Source organism: Bremerella volcania (assembly GCF_007748115.1).
Taxonomy (GTDB): domain Bacteria; phylum Planctomycetota; class Planctomycetia; order Pirellulales; family Pirellulaceae; genus Bremerella; species Bremerella volcania.
This window is the reverse complement of sequence record NZ_CP036289.1, coordinates 1766683-1784436: the sequence shown is the minus strand read 5'-3', so window position 1 is coordinate 1784436 and position 17754 is coordinate 1766683. Positions and strand designations below refer to the sequence as shown.

Here is a 17754-nt window from a genome sequence, read left to right as displayed (position 1 = left end):
GGCTCAGATTCACTGAGTTGCCTGGGCAACGCTCAACTCGCTTGCTCGACGATTCTTCAGTTCATGCAGACATCGCCACCATCGCTCGGCTTTGACGAACGTCGCGTCCAATGCTTCTAACAGCGGAGTGAAATCAGGCATGGGCTTGAAGAAACATGCTTCCGCCCCGCCTCGCAACGACTCGAGTACGGTCATCTGCGAAACCAGGCCAGTCATCATGATGACTTGAATACCGCCATCGTAGGCCTTGATCTCTTGCAGCAACTCTAAACCGGTGACGCGGGGCATATCGATATCGAGAATGCAGACGCGGCAGTTCGTGTTCAAAAGATGCTTCAGCGCATGTTCCGGCCTGACCATGGACGTGACCTGGTAGCCTTCCTTGATCAAGCGATGATTCGCGATCTTCAGGAAGGACTCGTCGTCGTCGACATGAAGAACTTGTTTTTCAAAACCAGATGAAGTCGTTGTCATTACCTGCCCTACTTTTCTTGCAAAGCACAAAACTATTCCTGACAAGAGTAGGACGTGATTTGCGCACAGCAAGTCGACAACCGAGAGAAGTCCAAGACTTACGGGTGGTTTGTAACGGCCATCCGCTTAAAAACGAACACCTCGAGCGGTCAAAGCTTCGCTCAAATCCGCCGCGCCCGTGAATAAGACGGCGTCATAACCGGCACCAGCCGCACCGGCGACATTTTCCTCACGATCGTCCACAAAGAAGATCTTTTCGGGCGAAACGCCACACAACGCGGCCGCTTTGCGGTATATCTCCGGATCGGGCTTCATGGTCCCCAGCCGAAAGCTTAACGCGTGAATGGGAAAGAAATCGTTGAGAAAGGGAAACGGTCTGCCCAGGCAATATTCCCAGTGGGCATCGCACGTGTTGGAAAGGATCCCCAACTGGTGACCGGCGGCGTGCAAGCCTGCGGCAATCTCAATGGTGCCGGGAATCGGATGGAAGATGTGCGATGCGGCGTGGCAAACGTCTTCCAGCTTGGCCTCCACGTCGTACCGATCGCATAACCAGCGATGCAGCTGGAGCGTGGTGATCTCGCCCCGTTCGTACTTCCACTGCTCGCCAGAGTGAAAGACGTCGGTGCGAATCGTTTCCGCGGTCGTTCCTAGAACATCCGCCATCTGTCGACACGCGATCTCATGATCGAAGTCGAGCAGAACCTTACCGAGATCGAAGTAAAAGAACTCGAGGGGGGAACTCATTTCCGCCGCTGCTTATAACTTCTTCAAACGAATGTTGCGATACCACGCTTCGCACTTTGGCCCGGAATGAATCTGCAAACCGATGATGCCGGACTGGGGAATGTTGTCGTCCTGCTCATGATAATCGACCGTTTTGACGTCCCCCACCCAGATTTGAATGTGCTTGCCCTGGGCTCGAATCTTCAGCGGGACGTATTCCTTGCCGGCGATCGCCTGCTTGACCTTTTCCGGGTCTCCTTCCGCCAGGAACTTGCGACGACGTGACTCATCGTACAAAGCGCCCCAAATTGGCTTGTCTCCCTGCCAGCCCATGTCGCACTGATAGCCGATCACTTCATGGTGGTCCGGGATACGCTTGCTGCGGAACTGAACGCCGGCATTCTTGCCGTCCCCCACCAGCTTCGCCTCGAGGGTCAGCTCGAAGTCGGCGAACTCTTGCTCGGTGCAGAGGAACTCATTGCGTGGGATATCTTGATCCAAACGTCCGGCCACGACGGCGCCGTTCTCGATCCGGAACCAGTCGAGATTTCCCTCCCAACCGGCGAAGGAATCTTGATTGAACAGTAAATCTTCGTCAGTCTCGGCAGCGACGATCGAGGCACTGCCCAACGTCAACAGGCAGACAAGAAGCAGAAAGTTGATTTTCATACTCGCGGTGGGCTCCCGAGGTGGGTCGCACGGATGAGTTGTAAGGGGTTGGCCTAACCACTAATTTTACCTCAAGGACACGCCTCAAGTCAGAGCAGAATTGCCGGTATTTGCATGGTTAAGGCAGTTTTTCCGCAATTCCTAGCGATCCTGGCAGCATTTCGCTTGTCTGGCTAGAATAACGGATTCCTTATTGATGACTCTCGCCCCTCTAGTATGAAGCAGGAACTTTCGCGTGTCCCAGCCCCTGAACAAGTACAGCTCGCGCATCACTCAACCGAAAAGCCAAGGTGCATCCCAGGCCATGTTGTATGGAACAGGGATGACCGACGAAGACATGCAAAAGGCTCAAGTCGGCATCTGCAGCGTCTGGTACGAAGGCAATACCTGCAACATGCACCTCAACAAGCTGGGTGAAGAGGTCAAGAAAGGGGTCGTCGACGCCGACCTGGTTGGCATGCGTTTCAATACCATCGGCGTGAGCGATGGGATCTCGATGGGTACCGAAGGGATGAGCTTCTCGTTGCAGTCCCGCGACCTGATCGCCGACTCGATCGAAACGATCATGGGGGGCCAGTGGTACGACGCGTTGGTTGCCATCCCCGGCTGCGATAAGAACATGCCTGGCTGTTTGATCGCGATGGGTCGCCTGAACCGCCCTGCCCTGATGGTTTACGGCGGGACCATCAAGCCCGGTCATCGTAACGGCGATAAGCTGGACGTCGTTTCGGCGTTTCAGTGCTACGGCCAATTCCTCGCTGGCACGATCACCGAAGACGAACGCAAAGAGATCGTTCGCAAGTCGTGCCCAGGTGCCGGTGCTTGCGGCGGGATGTACACGGCCAACACCATGGCTTCGGCAATCGAAGCATTAGGCATGTCGCTTCCTTTCTCGGCCAGCATCCCGGCCGAAGACCCCGGCAAGATCGACGAGTGCCACCGAGCCGGTGCCGCCATTCGTAACCTGCTGGAAAAAGACATCAAGCCGCGCGACATCATGACGCGTGAAGCGTTTGAAAACGCCATGGTCATCGTGATGGCCTTGGGGGGTTCGACCAACGCCGTGCTCCACTTGATTGCCATGGCCCGCAGCGTCGACATCGACCTGGGGCTGGAAGACTGGCAAGCCGTCAGCGACCGCGTGCCGATGCTGGCCGACTTCAAGCCCAGCGGCAAGTACGTGCAAGAAGACCTGCACAAGATCGGCGGGACCCCCGGCGTGATGAAGTACCTCTTGAAGGAAGGCCTTTTGAACGGTGACTGTTTGACCGTCACCGGCAAGACGCTTGCCGAAAACTGCGCCGAAACGGCCGACCTGACCGAAGGCCAGGATATCGTCCACACCTTGTCGAACCCGATCAAGAAGACCGGCCACCTGCAGATGCTCTTTGGCACCCTGGCTCCTGAAGGGGCGGTCGCCAAGATCACCGGCAAGGAAGGGCTTCAGTTCAGAGGCCCGGCCAAGGTGTTCGACTCCGAAGAAGACATGCTGCATGCCTTGGAAGACAAGAAGATCGTCAAAGGAGACGTGGTCGTCATTCGCTACGAAGGTCCCAAGGGGGGGCCTGGCATGCCGGAAATGCTGACCCCCACCTCGGCCATCATGGGTGCCGGTCTGGGGGCCGACGTGGCTCTGCTCACCGACGGCCGCTTCTCTGGCGGTTCGCACGGCTTCATCGTGGGTCACATCACCCCCGAAGCCCAAGTGGGCGGCCCGATCGCCTTAGCCCAGGACGGCGACGTCATCACCATCGATGCCGACAAGCGCGTGATCGATCTGGAAGTCCCTGAGGAAGAACTAGCCAAACGCAAAGCCGCCTGGACCGCTCCCCCATACAAGGTCAAACGCGGCACGCTCTACAAGTACATCAAGAACGTGAAGAGCGCCTCGGAAGGTTGTGTGACTGACGAGTAAGATCACGTTCAACCGGGTGCGTATAAAACTTGTTGACTTTAGGCGTTATCGGTAGAATTCGTCCATCCAGCCAACGCTCATTTGGAGTTGCCGATGACGCCTTACGCGGCCGATACGCATCCCGAAGCTCTCGAGGTTCAATTGAACCTCTTCCGCAATATGACCGGCCAGCAGCGCGTCGCCAAGGCGATTTCTCTCAGCGGGCAGGTCATTGCGATGTCGAAAGCTGCCATCCGCCGCCAACATCCGGAATTCACGGAGCAGCAAGTCGTGCTGATGTTTATCGAACAGAATTATGGGCCGAACTTAGCTCGGGCCGTCGAGTCCTATTTGAAAACAAAGTGACCGCTTGAGCGTTTCAAATGACCTCATCGTAACGATCCGCTCAGTAACTGCGGCGTTGGATTCGTTACACATTCCGTACTTCATCGGAGGAAGCGTTGCGAGTTCTTTTCATGGGGTTCCACGTAGCACTATCGATGTTGATTTAGTTGTCGACATTAAAGAACAGCAGGTAACGCCTTTTTTCTCTCTCGTCTCGGCTGAATTCTACGCTGTCGAGGGCACGATCAGACAAGCCGTTTCGGGTCGCTCCTGCTTCAATTTGATTCACCTTGAAACGGGATTCAAAGTGGATGTTTTCGTCAATCAGAATCGCGAGTTTGACCGTTCCGCATTCGCCCGTGCCAAAACGGGCGAATTGGACGAAGAGCAACAGGTCTGCGTGCCAATCGCATCGCTGGAAGATATCATTCTCGCCAAGTTGCTCTGGTATCGTGAAGGAAACGAGGTTTCCGAACGACAGTGGAACGATGTCTCGATGTTAGCCAGGAACAATTGTGAACGGCTTGAGCAACACTATCTAAACGAAATTGCGTCTCAGCTCAAAGTCGCTGATCTCCTCCGCAGGCTATTCGAAGAAGTTAAAATCGACGAAGATCCGAACCAGTAACTACCTATCGTTCGTATCCACCTTCGCCCAGAACGGGTGCAAACGGTCGGCTCGGGTGCGTGCGTCTTCCAGCATCACCTCGGTCGAAGGCGTCACGCCGTTGCCGTAGTTCCTGCCGTCGTAGGTCACGGTCATTCGCTCGTCGAAGTTCACTATATCCGGCGTCAGATAGATGTTCGCCTTGCCGGTGCCGCTGTTGACCAGCACGCCGTTGGTAGCCAGCACTTTCGCGGTGATCTTGACCGGCGACTTCTTCGGCTCGGGATAGTTGGCCGGCAGCACCAGGCTGCGCTCGGGGAAGTCGTTCACTTCCAGCCAATAGAAGAAGTTGTCCCACGGCCGCATCGAAACGACCTCGAACTCCTTCGGGAAGAACACCCGTTTGTGGACGTCCATCCAGCGAAAAATGTCCTGAATCTCGTCCTGGAAATGCTCGTGCCCGCGTCCGCGGTACTCGACGATCGTTGTGTCGAAATTCGTTTTGGTCAGGTAGCGGTCGAAGTCGCGGGAATTGACCTCGCGTTTGTTCCCGTCGAGTTCCCCGCCGACGAAGTACAACGGAACGTTCCGGGCATTCTCCCAGTACCGGGCCACGTACTTATCCGCCTTGGCGACGATCGGAATGACGCCAGCCCACAGATCGGGATGGGCCAGGCCGATATCCCACGCCGCGTCCCCCCCCATCGAATGCCCGCTGAGGAATACCTTATCGGTATCGATCGAGAAGTGACGCAGGGCGTGCCGCAAGCTGAACAAGACCGCCGCATGCTCGTAGGCAGAGTAGTTGTATTCAAACTGGTGCTCTTCGGCCCACATCGGGGCGATCACGATATACCCGTTACGGGCAGCCTGGCCGGTACGGATCTTGGCCTTCTCGCTATGCGAGCCAGCCCACCAGTCGATCTGCTGTTCGGCGGTGGTACCGGCCCCGTGCAAAGTCACGACCGTGGGATACTTGCGGTAAGGATCGTACCCTTGCGGCAATTGAACGTAGTAGAAGAAATCGGATCGCCCCGGCACGCCAGGCACACGCATCAGGTAATAGCCGGGGATCTCGGAAGCGGTCTCCGGCTCGGCATTGCCCAGGGGCGGTTTCATGAACTGCAAGATCTTGGCGACATACAACGGCGTGCCACCTTCCATCCCCTTCAGCTTTTCGAGAATGGCCCTTCGATCGACGTCGTTTCGGTTACTGACGTATTCGCTGACCAGATCACGAGCCTGGAATACGCTCAACGCGACCACCAGATTTTCCTGAGAACTGTTTGGACCGAGAATCCAACCACTGATGGCTAGTGCCAGCTTTTCGTCGACCTTCAGCGATGGGTCGTCGGAAAGTCGCAGGTAGGGGCCCAGCCGATCCATATTGTTGATGTTCAACTCGGCTTCCATCTCGGCGATCGCCGCTTCGACGATCGGCTTCTGGGCAGGGTCGGCAAACGCTTCCAGATGTTCTTTCAGCAGCGTAAACATCTTGTCGCGGCGCTCGTAGGCGGTCTGGTACTCGGTGAGCATCGACTTCACCTTCAGCAGCGTCGAACTGGCAACTTTGTCGCCGGGAAACTTGTTCAACATGCCATAGGCCAAGTTGTGCTGCCCCGTCTCCTTGCGGAGTTCGACCTCGTCGATCAGCGTGGTGGCGCTCAGCTGAATCAGTTCGTCGTACTGCTTGCCGAACTGCTTTTTCAAGTCTTCGAAGTCATTCATCAACGCTGACAACTCCGCAGCCGCGTCGCGGTAGCGTTCGGCCTGGAGGTAAAGCCGCACGATCTGCAGACGCTGGGCGGAATCCTTGGCGTCGATCCGCCGCATGAGGATCTCGCTGAGCTTGTCGCGTGGAATGCTGCTGGTGCGAATTCGCATGTCCCACACATAGGGGCTGTCGGCCATCAGCCCTTCCACGCGCGTCCACTGGGGCGTGATCTCGGTGATGCCTTGGATGACGTCGACCGGGCCGCGGGCCGTTTGCATCGAATAGATTCGTCGTCCGTATTCATCCCACGGAGTCACGCGGATTCCTTCCCCGACCGCATGCACGCTACGCCCCGAGGTCGCCACGCGCTGATCGATCTTGATGCGTTCGACCGGCGTGGGGGCCGCCTCTTGGACGTCTTGAACCTGGTAGGTTGAGACGAACGTGCGTTTCAAATCGTTGTCGACCAGGACGATCAACTGATTGTCGACCGCACCGGCGGTGGGTGTTTTGAGCGGGTCGTCACTCATGCTGGCGATCTTGCCGACCGAGCCCTCCAGCCGCATTCCGTTTTTGAGTTCCACGATCGTACCCCAGGCCGCCGCCGGAACGCTCAGCCAGATGATACCCAATGCGATGAGAGAACTTGTTGGTCGGTTCATGCAATCACGGAAGAGAGAAAGACGCGAAATCGTTTCCAAACTATAGATTAGGTCAAATGCCGCACCGCCTGAAGGTTCGCGCGGCACCTCACCTCTTCCATTATCGAGGAACCTGCCAGAGGGGCAATAAAATCGTTACAGATCGACCTCTCCTTTCCCTCCATTGGGAAAAAAACTGGGGGCAACACCCGGTTCATGCCGGATGTGCCCCCACAGCCTCGATTAAGAAGAGAGTCGAGAAGAGCAGCCTCAGGTGGTTCTTTGAATCGTGTCGATCTTCGGTGTGAGGGCTAAAACTCGCCCAGCACCATGCCGTCGCGCGATGCCATCAGGTTTCGCAAGGTATCGACTTGGATCGTTTCGGCGACAAAGCGACTTGAACCGTCGCACAGGACGACTTGCACGCCGCCGGGATGCCTGCTGCGGGCAGCGAACACCGTCGGGGCACTCGTCGTCGAGACGTCGCAGGGAAGGTTCTTCTCCGGCAGGTTATTGCAGTAGCTGGCGCTGTAGATGCGATCAGGCTCCGACGAGTTCGGCATCAGGTACCCAGAGACCGAGCCCCCATCACCCCACCAGGAGTAGGCCCGCAGGTCTTCCCCTTCCCCTTGCAGTTTTTCGGCAAACAACACGGTGTTGGCCGTCCCGTCGGTGATATCACGGAAACCGAAATACCCCTCAGAGCCGACATTGTCCGCAACGTACTTGAACGGTGCTCCCTTGAACGCCACGCCGTTGATGGTCCCTTGCGCGTAGCCTGTGTTTCCGTAGTTTGCTCCATAGTTGTGCGAGGTGATCGTCCCGAAGGGTTCGTTGGGGGAGTCGCTCGGGCACGTGAGCGCATTGAGCCGGACCACCGTCACGTCCGTGTTCTGATTGCCGCTGTAGCGAGCCGTGTCGTCGTAGTACTTGTCAGTGATGTTGTAATTGTTGTAAAGGTTTTCCTGTTCGATGAATGGCAGAATCGAGACCTGCCAGGTTCCCCAGCAACACCCGTAGTTGCCGCCGGGAAAGGTAAGAAACGTGTCGTGATAGTTGTGGATTGCCAGGCCCAGCTGTTTCAAGTTGTTGGAGCACTGCATTCTCAGGGCAGCTTCCCGGGCCTGCTGCACGGCCGGCAGAAGCAGGGCAATCAACACGCCAATGATGGCAATCACAACCAGAAGTTCGACGAGGGTGAATCCTCGCGAAGCGCGCATACGACGGACCACGATGTAGCTCCATAATAGGAAAAGGAATCAATAGCTTGGGGGGAGCAGATGAGGTATGGGTGCGAAGTCGCCGTTTAGCAGTCTGTTGATTTTCTGCTTCGATAGCGAGTCGTTGAGACAGGACCGAGTGCAAGGCGTGAATTCGCAGGCATATCCACTAGATATGTCGAGGAATTCACAACGCCGCAATCGGTCCTGGCTCTATAACGTAGCCGATCCGAGGAAATCAACAGGCTGTTAGGGGATGGCGAATTGAAACGTATTCTCCTCTCCGTCGACGACGGTAATGGTTTGTTCGCTCTTGCTGTTCCACTGGGAAGGAATGCGTTCTTTGGCTAACCGGCGCGACTCGCCTGGCTCTCCGACGGCCTCGGTCTGGGCATCCGCGCTGTTCACACGAACGGTATACGTCCCCGGCGGCAAGCCGCGCTGCCGTTCCAAGGCAAACTTTCCATCGAGAATGGTCGCCCCGCCTGGCCGACCTTTTTCCCGATCTTGCGGGTCGAAAGAGATCGAACCGTTATCCAGCGGCTGACTGTCCAGGGTGACTTCACCACGGACCGCCTGACGATTCAGCGGATCGGCTGACGCCCCACAGCCGGCTAAAAACAACGTACTCGTGCTCACGCACAGCATGAGCACGACGGAATCAATTCGCTTGGTCCAGTCCTTCGACACAGGCATGCGGATACTCGATTTGAAACAGGAGAAAAGGTAACCGAGATTGTCTTACCGCCTGTCGCTTAAACCATCGACCAACCGACGACGCTCAAACGATGAGATTCATGCTATCCTGATGTCACGAAATATCAAGACCTAAAAATTATTTCCTTGGGAATGGGAACAGAGCGATCTATGGACGTGGCATCGCCATTTCAAGGATTCGAGGGAATCGTCCCATAAAGCTTAAGCTTACTGCGGACACATCGCCGTTGATCAAGTATGCGTTCTATCAGCAGGCGGCTAAGAAGGTGGGAAGGTGAACAAAGATTGTTCGCGGCAGCTACGAAGTGAAGTGGATCAACAGCGGCAACAACTCGTCCATGTGACCAAAGCAGCGGACGCTTGCCGAAGAGGCATAGCTGCCGGCCGGATCGTATCGCAAGACGCGCATCCCCGCGGCGACGGCGGCCGAGACTCCCACGTCACTGTCTTCAACCACGATACACCGCTGGGCCGTCACCCTCATCGACTCGGCGGCGCGCAGGAAGATCGCCGGGTCAGGCTTCCAGGCTCCAATCTCGTAGCAGCTGAAAACATCGCTGCCAAAGAAAGGGGCGAGCCCGCACACGCGGAGCGCGAGTTCGATCTTCGGCTTCGGCGCACTCGAGGCGACGCATCGCGCCAGGTGCAGCTTTTCGAGCATGGCCACCACGCCAGGCATCGGCTGAAGCTCGGCTTCGATCCTTGACGCGGCGTAAGCGCGGTAGTCGTTCTCGAAGCTATCCGGCAACTGCCGGCCGAGCCGCTGCTGGACGTCAGCCATGATGTTGGCCATGCGCTGGCCGCGGTATCGTTCGGAAATGACGGCCAGGGGTTCGTCGAGTTCCGGCAGCATATCCAAGAGAGCCTGCGAGCCGAGAGTCTCGCTATCGACCAGCGTGCCATCCAAATCAAATATCACGCACGGGTCGGACATGGCCGGAAGAGCATTTCCTCAAAAGATGCGCAAGCGAGAGGCTACCAAATGCGGCGAGGCGAGCAAGCGGCCAGGCGTTTCGAGGCAAGTCGCGGATGGGCGACATTCAGACGAAGATTGGGGCGGTCTGCCAACTGCGAGGAAGCAGCCAGGTCACCCAACAGGAAGCAGAGGTCGTCACCGGTCGTGGTCGTGACCACGTCCATCATGCCGGAAGGCGACCGAACCAAGCGTTGCTGTTCCACATTCAAGCTGAAGTAGGCCAGTAAATCCTGGCGATCGGACAGGTAGGTGATCTGGTAAGGGGCATCGGCCGAGCCGTTCCCGGTTTCCAACAGCCCCTGCAGGATCGACTCGGTGACGAAGCGTTCCAACTCGGCGTCGTCCTCGCAGCCCATCTGCTGGGCGGCAATCGATGCGTAAAGATGGGCCGATGGAGACGCGACCCAGGCAAACGGCATCATTTCGGTCTGCTCGAACATTTGTTCGTAGCAGCCGCGCTGGCACAAATCGGCCAGTTGGTTTACGAAGCTTCCCGCCGAACAAAAGTCGGTTTCCGATTTCACTTCCTCTTGAAGTTTCAGGAAACCTTCTCGGCTTGGTGCTTCGAGAAATGCCTGGTAGTAATCGATCATTCAAAGCCTTCAGAACGGGTTCGCTTGGAAGCAAACTTGCAAGTGACTTTTGTTTTGCAAGGTTTACCGTAGCGACTTGGGTGACGTGCAAGCATGTCACTCTTCTTTAGACTAACGACGACGTTTTAAAAACGCAATAACTTACGCGTTGTTTGTCGCATGATTTTGTCATGCTGCCTGTCGTGTTGCATCCAACAACAACCGCGCGCGGCATGCACTTCGAACCATAGCTCTTCCAAACGCGAAGGCAACTGACTTGTGCGCAAGGCTAACGCGAAGATCAAACTTTCATGTTCGGTGAGCAAGAAATAAAACACGCCGCGATCACTTAAAAGTGATGCGGCGTGATGTGTTTTGTTCTTTAAGCAGTGCTTAGCCGGTCGTGTTGATCAAGTTGCCGGTGCCTGGCGACTTGCTGATACGCGCGGCGGACTCAATCAGCTGAACGGCAGCATCCCCCTGCAGCTTTTGAGCATCCAAAGACTTCTTCGCCACGGCGATATCGATCTGGTTTTGCACCTGAGACTGTTGAATCGCGGTCGCTTGCGCTGCGATCCCATCGACACTTGCCATTTTCTGCTCCCTTGGGGTGTTCCGAGTCATCCGGCAAGCCCCTTTCTGTAATGAAAACGACCATGCAGTGTCTCTTTCATCGGCAGAAGTGGGCCCAAGACTTGGTCAAAACATGCCCAGGGGGAAGTTGTGCCCTTTTTTCCGGTTAGATGAGGAAAACCGCAAGCATTTGAGGGAGAAGCGAACCACGGAAGGACACAGATAAGATTCAAAAATGAGCATTGGTAGGATGGCTACGGCTTCTCAGCCGATAGCCATCTTTCCGTTGGGAGAGTCACTTGAGTTGGTCGAAGATGGCTATCCGCCGAAGACGTCGGTAGCCATCCTACGTCACTAATCCGTGTTCATCCGTGCAATCCGTGGTTGGTCCCTTTTACCCCAAGACTTCCCGTTTGCGGTGGATGTAGTCCCACACCACGTACCGGTCCAGGTCTTTTCCGGCGGTGAAGAAGACACGTCCCTTGGTCGATTCGGCCAGGCGGTAGGCGAAGCGGATGTCTTCTTCGCTTTGCGACCAGCTGGGCACCAGGAACATGTTGATCGTGATCCCCTGCTGCTGGCACAGCTTTCCTTCGCGCATCGTGGCCGCTTCGGTCCGTTGGTCGGGCGGGTAGAGCAGAAACAGCTCATGCCCTTCGAAGTGGGCCGTCGGCAGACCATCGGTGATCAAAATGATCTGCCGATTGGGCGTATCCTGGCTGCTGAGGAACAACCGCGCTTGCTGCAGGGCGTGCTGAATGTTGGTGAAGTGGGGCGGAATCCGATATTCGCTGACTTCCGGCTTGCTCATATCGGCCCGCAAGCGAACGACGGGGTCATGAATGGTGACCGGCTTGGGCAGCAGGCCGATTACTTCGCCTGGGGCAACCGGCTTGGCGAACGAATACATCTCGATCATCTGTAGAAAGTCGCCGGGGAATTCGCTGCGGATGAGCCCCTGCATCGCTAAGGCCATCCGTTTGACGTTCGCGTACTGGGCGTCGTACCGCATGCTCCCGCTCATATCCATGATTACGCAGGTCGCACACTTCGGATTGTTCTTCGTCCTGTGAATGACGATGTCTTCGCTTCGCATTCGCAGCGGACGCTCGTCCCCTTGCCGCAGCATCGCGTTGATCAGCGTTTGGGGGATGTCCATGTTCGTGAGGGAATCGCCGAACTCGTAGTCCTTGGTCGATTGCAGTTCGACCGCCCCTTCCCCCTCGATCGGTCCTTGATGCCGCCCCGAGCGCGACGCCTGGAGGTTGCTGAAGATCCGTTCGAGCAGCTTCCCTTGAAAGATCTTGTACGCTTGCGGGGTCAGATGCACGTGCCCTGACTGGTTGGTCAGCCCCTGCTGTTCGGCTTGCTCGCGGAGGTACTGTTCGACCTGACGCTGCAGCTGCATCAGCTGCTCCATCTCGCCGGGATCGGCATATTCGGAAAGCTGCTCCATGTCGATGATGCCGATCTGGGCGTTCTCGCGGGCCTGTTTCAGCTGTTCGAGCAGTTCGTCGATCTTCTCCAGCTCTTCCTTGACCTCAATCGCCTCGTCGACGGTCATCTTTTGGCGGCCGGTGAACGTATACTTGGCCACCAGTTGATCGACTTCGTACTTCCGGCTGAGATGCTCGATCAACATCACCAGGTCCCGGGCAAACGGCGAACGCTCGTCGTCCAGGCCGTACCAGACACGTTCCAGGTCGTACAACTGTTCCTGCTCGAAGCCTAACTGAAACCGTTCGCGCTGCCGCTTGGGTGGCTCCATCGACTCCCCTTGCCCGCGATACGCCTTCTTGGCGGCCTTTTGCGCGGCATCAGTCTCGTACGTCTGCAGGATCTTCCGCTTGCGTTCCTCAAGCATCTTGATCAGTGCGTCGATACTCGGCCCGAGACCGGCAATCTGGCTCGGATCGATCTTCACCGCATTGGCCAGTTGCTCCGGAGTCAGTTCCATCCGGTCGCCATACATCAACCAATGCTCCATCGCCGGCGAAACGAGATCCGGCGGCGGAGCTTTGGGGCTGGGGAACTTCGCCGGGTCGTACTTCTGGTAGGTATGAATAATCCCGCCGGGTTTATGTTGTCGCTTTGCCATTAGTTCTCAAGCCCTGAAAGAGCGGTCGAAACAAATCCTGTCCCCTCTCCACCGCGAGTCGGGGGAGAGGGTCAGGGTGAGGGGGCATGGTCTTGGTATGAAGTGCGTGGCCAACCTGGGTTCCACATCACTAACAATTGAACGGGTGGCCCGGAGAGTTATCTCTGGGTCGGCGTAGCCGACAAGCGGCTCGTGAAAGGAGTTTGTGCAAGATGGAAAGTTTCTATTCTGTTCATGCTTAATGCATAAGCCGCTTGTGACCTGTGGCCACCCAGAGAGGAATCTCTCTGGGCCGCCCTGATTCAGCCGGCGATGCGGTGCTATTCTCGCTCTAAAAAACCCTCACCCTAGCCCTCTCCCTGCGAGGGAGAGGGGACAAGAGGGTTGGATCGCCCTCTCCACTGATTCCAACGCTCTCCACTGATTCCAACGCTCTCCACTGATTCCAACGCCCTCCATTCATTCCACGTCGCTCATACCAACCTATTCAAACTCGTACGTTATCTTCCCGTGGTGCTGGGCGCGGCTGATGCGATCGAGCGCGTACAGACCTGCCAATACGAACTCGACGCATGAGGCCCGCATGGCGGGGTTTTCGGATGCGTTCACTTCAAACGCCCGATCCCACACCGGCGGTACCCGTTTGAGGCGTTCGCTGTAATGTTCCGACGGCAGCAGATCCCCCACTTCGATCTTGATCCCCTTCTGGAAGATCTCGGCGATCTGCTCAAGCCCGTGCTCTTGGATGTATTCCTGAAACACCGTCCCGACCGCTTCCGCGATGAGCGCGTCGAGCACCTGCCGCTCCGACATCTGATGGCTTCCCATCATGTCGAGTTCCAGCTTGCCCAGGCTCGACGTGTAGATGTGCCCGAAATCGCTCAGGCGGACGACCGCTGGCTTCTCGTTGAGCAAAATCCCACGATGCCGGGCCGAGGCGATCACCGTGCTGTAGTTGGCGATACTGAACCGGGCACTGACGCCTGACTGCTGATCGACGAACTTGCTTCGCCGAGCCGCTTCGGTAACCTGCTCGAGTACTTCCTTCATGAAGTACGGCATCACCACCGGGTAGTCGCCATCCAGACGAACGCCCGCTTCCTGTTCGATGATCTGAATCCCCAGATCGCGTTGCCGCGGGTAGTGCGTATGAATGACCGAACCAATCCGGTCCTTCAGCTGCGGGATGACCTTGCCGCTACGATTGAACGTGGAAGGGTTGGCCGAGAAGAGCAGCACCAGGTCGATGTCGAAGTTCACCGGGTAACCGCGGATCTGTACGTCCCGCTCTTCGAGCATGTTGAACAAACCGACCTGCACCAGTTCGTCCAGCTCCGGCAGTTCGTTCATCGCGAAGATCCCCCGGTGCATTCGCGGGATGAGACCGAAGTGCAACGCTTCCTCGGTGCTCATGCTCACGCCGCCGGCCAGCTTGGCCGGGTCGATCTCGCCGATCACGTCGGCAAACTTGGTGCCGGGTGCCAAGCGTTCGGCATAGCGCTCTTCGCGCGGCCACCAGGCAATGGGGATCTCTTCGTCGCCATGACTGGCCACGAAGTTTTTTGCCACCGAAGTGATCGGATGGTAGGGGTCTTCATGGACCGGGCAGCCAGGGATGTTCAGATACGGCACCGCCTCGTCCAGAAAGCGAACCATCATCCGCATCATGCGGCTTTTGCCCTGCCCTTTCTCTCCCATGAACAACATGTCGTGTCCGGCAATCAGGGCGAGGTGGATTTCCGGCAGGACGGTATCCTCGTAACCCACCATGCCGGGGAACGTTTCCTCCTCGGCGGCCAGCATGCGAATGAAGTTTTCTTGAATCTCTTGTTTCACGGAGCGCGACTGCCAACCGCTCTCCTTCAGTTCTTTCAGATTTACCGGGCGTGAAGGGACGTCGGTCGCGTCGTTCGAGCTTGTCACTATCTAAATTTCCCCGTGGATTGCCGTTTTTCTGGAAACTCCCGGAATTATAGCGCAGTAAGCCTAAACGCCAAGCTTTGCCGCTTCTGGGGAGTCAGATCCTCCGATAGGTCTTGAGCATAACCGCAAACGCTGGGCGATTTCATCTACCCTGGCCCCGAAAAAGGGCCAAGTGTCGACATAACCACCACGCCAACTGTTGGGGAAACGAAGTCATGGGGAAATCCGTTCTGGTTTTGCTGCTGTTGGCCTCGACGGCCTGGTCCGCCGATACGCAAGTAACGCGTAACCTGCCGTACGCCGGCACCGACAGCCGCCGTCAAGTGCTCGATATCTATGCCCCAAAAGGTGCCAAGGACCTACCGGTCATCGTCTGGATGCATGGGGGCGGCTGGCGAATAGGGGACAAGCTGTTGGTGCAGAATAAGCCCAAAGCGTTCACCGACCAAGGATACGTCTTCGTCTCGATCAACTACCGCTTCGTCCCACAGCATGAAATGAACGACCTGGCCACCGACGTGGCGACCGCCATCAAGTGGGTTCACACGAACATCGCCGAGTATGGCGGCCGGCCGGAAACGATCTTCGTCGGCGGGCACTCGGCCGGAGCGCACCTTTCGGCATTGGTCTGTTCCGACGAGTCGTACTTGAAGTCGCAGGGCCTCAGCTTCGATAACATCGCCGGCTGCTTTCCTGTCGACACTGCCACCTACGACGCCGCGAAGCTGATCAAGTTCCTCGATCGCGCCCAAAGCTCGCGCACGGAACTGTACACCAACGCATTCGGCGACACGGCCGAGAGCCAGAAGAAGTACTCGCCGATCACGTACATCAAACAGGGCACCAAGTATCCGCCCTTCCTACTGCTGCACGTCGCTGCCCGTCCGGACGCCACGCTGATGAGCAATGCGTTCGCCAAGGCCGTAAAGGACGCCGGCGGCGAGGCGGAAACGTTCGCGGCGAAGGGGAAGGATCATGGGAGCATCAACAAGGACCTGGGAACCGACGGGGACGAACCAACCAAGGCCGTGTTCGCGTTCTTGAAGAAGCATGCCGCGAAGCCGCAGCAGGAATCGCCGTCGAATTGATGGTCTTCGGCCACGCGGTAGGTTAGTCTATGCGCATTGATCGATGCCACCTCTCCGATAGACTTCCATGGCCAGCGAACCTGAACTCGAACTCCTCGACGAACGCCCGCAGCAGTTCGGACTGATTCATTTGATGGGACTGATGACCGTGCTGGCGTTGGCGTTTGCGCTGCTGGCCCCGCTCTTTCGCGCCATGTCAGGCCGTCAGGCGATCTATGTTCTGCTCATTCTTTTGATTGAAGCGGCAATCGTCGCTGGTTCGTACGTTTATACCTCGTCACGACGCCAGAAACTTCTGGCCGCCGCCGGTCGTCGCGTGGGTCAAAGCAACTTCGGCATGGCCAAATCGCGAGCCTTCGGCAGACTGGCGACCGTGTGCGGCTTACTCTTCGTCGCAATCGGCCAGGTTTGTTTCACGATCATGGCGATATGGATGTCTTACGACCACTTCCCCTGGATGTTGCTCGTCAGCCAGTTTCAACTAGGTGTCTTTGCCAGCAACGCCATGATGCAGTTGCGATGGGATCGTGACTTTGGGGCCATCGAGTTCTTCGAGAATGGAATTGCGGACGCGACGCATCAATTCACCCCGTGGGAACGAATCGTCGTGCGTCCTAGCAAACTGTACGAGCACGGCGTAAACCTGCACGTTCAATCGGCGATCAAGCACGGAGGGGCGACAATGATGACGATCTTCGTCTCGGATGAGTTGAAGCAGTACCTGCTGAAGCATCATGGAGAGGAAACTTCATGAGCAGCGACCCACTCGGCGAACCGGAGTTGGAAGTGCTGGACGAGAAGCCGCGGCAGTTCCAGTTGATTCATCTGATTGGAGTGATGACTGCCCTGGCGGTGCTCTCAGCGCTATTTGCCCCGGCACTGCGTGCATTGAAGTCCGATCAGGCAACCACTGCGTTGATGCTTCTAGGGACACAATTGACGGTGGTCACGGCAGCTTATTTTTTCGGTATGTATCGAAGACGCAAGGCCCTGCAAGGCTCTGGAGCTCGCCTAGGACAAAGCTTTACCGGTTCACCGATAACTCAAAAGTTGATCAGTATTTTTGTCATCGCTGGTATGCTGTTCCTTTCCTTATACATCTTGCTGATAGCGGTCGGAAACACGAGTGGGAGTTTCAAGAAATTCCCCATTGAAGCGATGTATCTGAACTTCCTTTTGGCTGCGATGTCCGTTCCGTTTCTGTTGCATATTTTCTGGAAGCGGCACCTCGGGGTCGTCGAGTTCTTCGAGCACGGCGTCGCACTAACGCCCATGAAACTCACGCCATGGGAACTGGTCGAAGTCCAGCCCCACCAGACGAAACAAAACGGCATTCAAATGACGGTAAGCAGAAAGGGGAAGTGGGCGCGTAAACTCACTATCCCTGCGTTGGTCTCGCCGGAGTTGCGGAGCTATTTGCTAAGGCACCATTCGAATCCTGACGCCCCGAGTGAAGAAACACCGCTCAAGAAGTTGACGCTGTTCGATCCGTGAATACCTTGACATCCAACGAAAAA

The 17754-nt window shown here is 56.7% G+C and carries 17 protein-coding genes; 6 read left to right on the top strand and 11 right to left on the bottom strand.

The features are described 5' to 3' along the window. Positions 1 to 9 precede the first annotated feature (9 nt). The 3 genes from Pan97_RS07275 to Pan97_RS07265 form a co-directional block, all read right to left on the bottom strand. Positions 10 to 474, bottom strand: a complete 465-nt coding sequence (locus Pan97_RS07275; RefSeq protein WP_144971449.1) for a response regulator — start codon at positions 472 to 474, stop codon at positions 10 to 12. Between the two features lie 126 nt (positions 475 to 600). Then, positions 601 to 1221 carry an HAD family hydrolase gene (locus Pan97_RS07270; protein ID WP_144971448.1) on the bottom strand — a complete coding sequence of 207 codons (621 nt, stop codon included), beginning with the start codon at positions 1219 to 1221 and terminating at the stop codon, positions 601 to 603. Between the two features lie 12 nt (positions 1222 to 1233). Continuing rightward, positions 1234 to 1869: a 3-keto-disaccharide hydrolase gene (locus Pan97_RS07265; RefSeq protein WP_144971447.1), complete on the bottom strand. Its 636-nt coding sequence runs from the start codon at positions 1867 to 1869 to the stop codon at positions 1234 to 1236. 235 nt (positions 1870 to 2104) lie between these two features. Between Pan97_RS07265 and ilvD the strand changes: the two genes are divergently transcribed. The 3 genes from ilvD (at position 2105) to Pan97_RS07250 (ending at position 4736) form a co-directional block, all read left to right on the top strand. Continuing rightward, positions 2105 to 3784: a dihydroxy-acid dehydratase gene (gene ilvD, locus Pan97_RS07260; RefSeq protein ID WP_144971446.1), complete on the top strand. Its 1680-nt coding sequence runs from the start codon at positions 2105 to 2107 to the stop codon at positions 3782 to 3784. 93 nt (positions 3785 to 3877) lie between these two features. After that, positions 3878 to 4129, top strand: a complete 252-nt coding sequence (locus Pan97_RS07255; RefSeq protein WP_144971445.1) for a hypothetical protein — start codon at positions 3878 to 3880, stop codon at positions 4127 to 4129. Between the two features lie 4 nt (positions 4130 to 4133). Then, positions 4134 to 4736 carry a hypothetical protein gene (locus Pan97_RS07250; protein WP_144971444.1) on the top strand — a complete coding sequence of 201 codons (603 nt, stop codon included), beginning with the start codon at positions 4134 to 4136 and terminating at the stop codon, positions 4734 to 4736. On the opposite strand, the gene Pan97_RS07245 is transcribed toward Pan97_RS07250, so the two are convergent. The 8 genes from Pan97_RS07245 to Pan97_RS07210 all read right to left on the bottom strand — a co-directional run bounded on the left by Pan97_RS07245 (position 4737) and on the right by Pan97_RS07210 (position 15149). Continuing rightward, a complete protein-coding gene (locus tag Pan97_RS07245) occupies positions 4737 to 7178 on the bottom strand; it encodes a carboxylesterase family protein (protein WP_196782309.1) in 2442 nt (813 codons plus the stop codon). A 203-nt stretch (positions 7179 to 7381) separates the two neighbouring features. Beyond that, a complete protein-coding gene (locus tag Pan97_RS07240) occupies positions 7382 to 8302 on the bottom strand; it encodes a DUF1559 domain-containing protein (RefSeq protein ID WP_261342370.1) in 921 nt (306 codons plus the stop codon). Positions 8303 to 8539: 237 nt separating this feature from the next. Then, positions 8540 to 8986, bottom strand: coding sequence for a hypothetical protein (locus tag Pan97_RS07235; protein ID WP_144971443.1), 447 nt, complete (start codon positions 8984 to 8986; stop codon positions 8540 to 8542). 319 nt (positions 8987 to 9305) lie between these two features. Next, positions 9306 to 9941 (bottom strand): HAD-IA family hydrolase, encoded by a 636-nt coding sequence (locus Pan97_RS07230; protein WP_144971442.1) that lies wholly within the window; start codon positions 9939 to 9941, stop codon positions 9306 to 9308. A 41-nt stretch (positions 9942 to 9982) separates the two neighbouring features. Continuing rightward, positions 9983 to 10576 (bottom strand): hypothetical protein, encoded by a 594-nt coding sequence (locus Pan97_RS07225; RefSeq protein ID WP_144971441.1) that lies wholly within the window; start codon positions 10574 to 10576, stop codon positions 9983 to 9985. Between the two features lie 372 nt (positions 10577 to 10948). Further along, entirely contained in the window at positions 10949 to 11149 is a 201-nt protein-coding gene (locus tag Pan97_RS07220; RefSeq protein WP_165698648.1) for a YjfB family protein, read from the bottom strand. A gap of 373 nt (positions 11150 to 11522) precedes the next feature. Then, on the bottom strand, positions 11523 to 13226 hold the full coding sequence (locus Pan97_RS07215; protein ID WP_144971439.1) for a VWA domain-containing protein: 1704 nt from the start codon (positions 13224 to 13226) through the stop codon (positions 11523 to 11525). A gap of 483 nt (positions 13227 to 13709) precedes the next feature. Then, the gene (locus Pan97_RS07210) at positions 13710 to 15149 is read right to left on the bottom strand and encodes a magnesium chelatase (RefSeq protein WP_144971438.1); all 1440 of its coding nucleotides are present in this window, start codon (positions 15147 to 15149) and stop codon (positions 13710 to 13712) included. Between the two features lie 215 nt (positions 15150 to 15364). Between Pan97_RS07210 and Pan97_RS07205 the strand changes: the two genes are divergently transcribed. The 3 genes from Pan97_RS07205 to Pan97_RS07195 all read left to right on the top strand — a co-directional run bounded on the left by Pan97_RS07205 (position 15365) and on the right by Pan97_RS07195 (position 17731). Then, positions 15365 to 16237 (top strand): alpha/beta hydrolase, encoded by an 873-nt coding sequence (locus Pan97_RS07205; protein WP_144971437.1) that lies wholly within the window; start codon positions 15365 to 15367, stop codon positions 16235 to 16237. Between the two features lie 67 nt (positions 16238 to 16304). After that, positions 16305 to 16991: a hypothetical protein gene (locus tag Pan97_RS07200; protein ID WP_144971436.1), complete on the top strand. Its 687-nt coding sequence runs from the start codon at positions 16305 to 16307 to the stop codon at positions 16989 to 16991. Beyond that, positions 16988 to 17731, top strand: a complete 744-nt coding sequence (locus Pan97_RS07195) for an MATE family efflux transporter (protein ID WP_144971435.1) — start codon at positions 16988 to 16990, stop codon at positions 17729 to 17731. The genes Pan97_RS07200 and Pan97_RS07195 overlap by 4 nt, the downstream gene beginning before the upstream one ends. Positions 17732 to 17754: the final 23 nt, after the last annotated feature.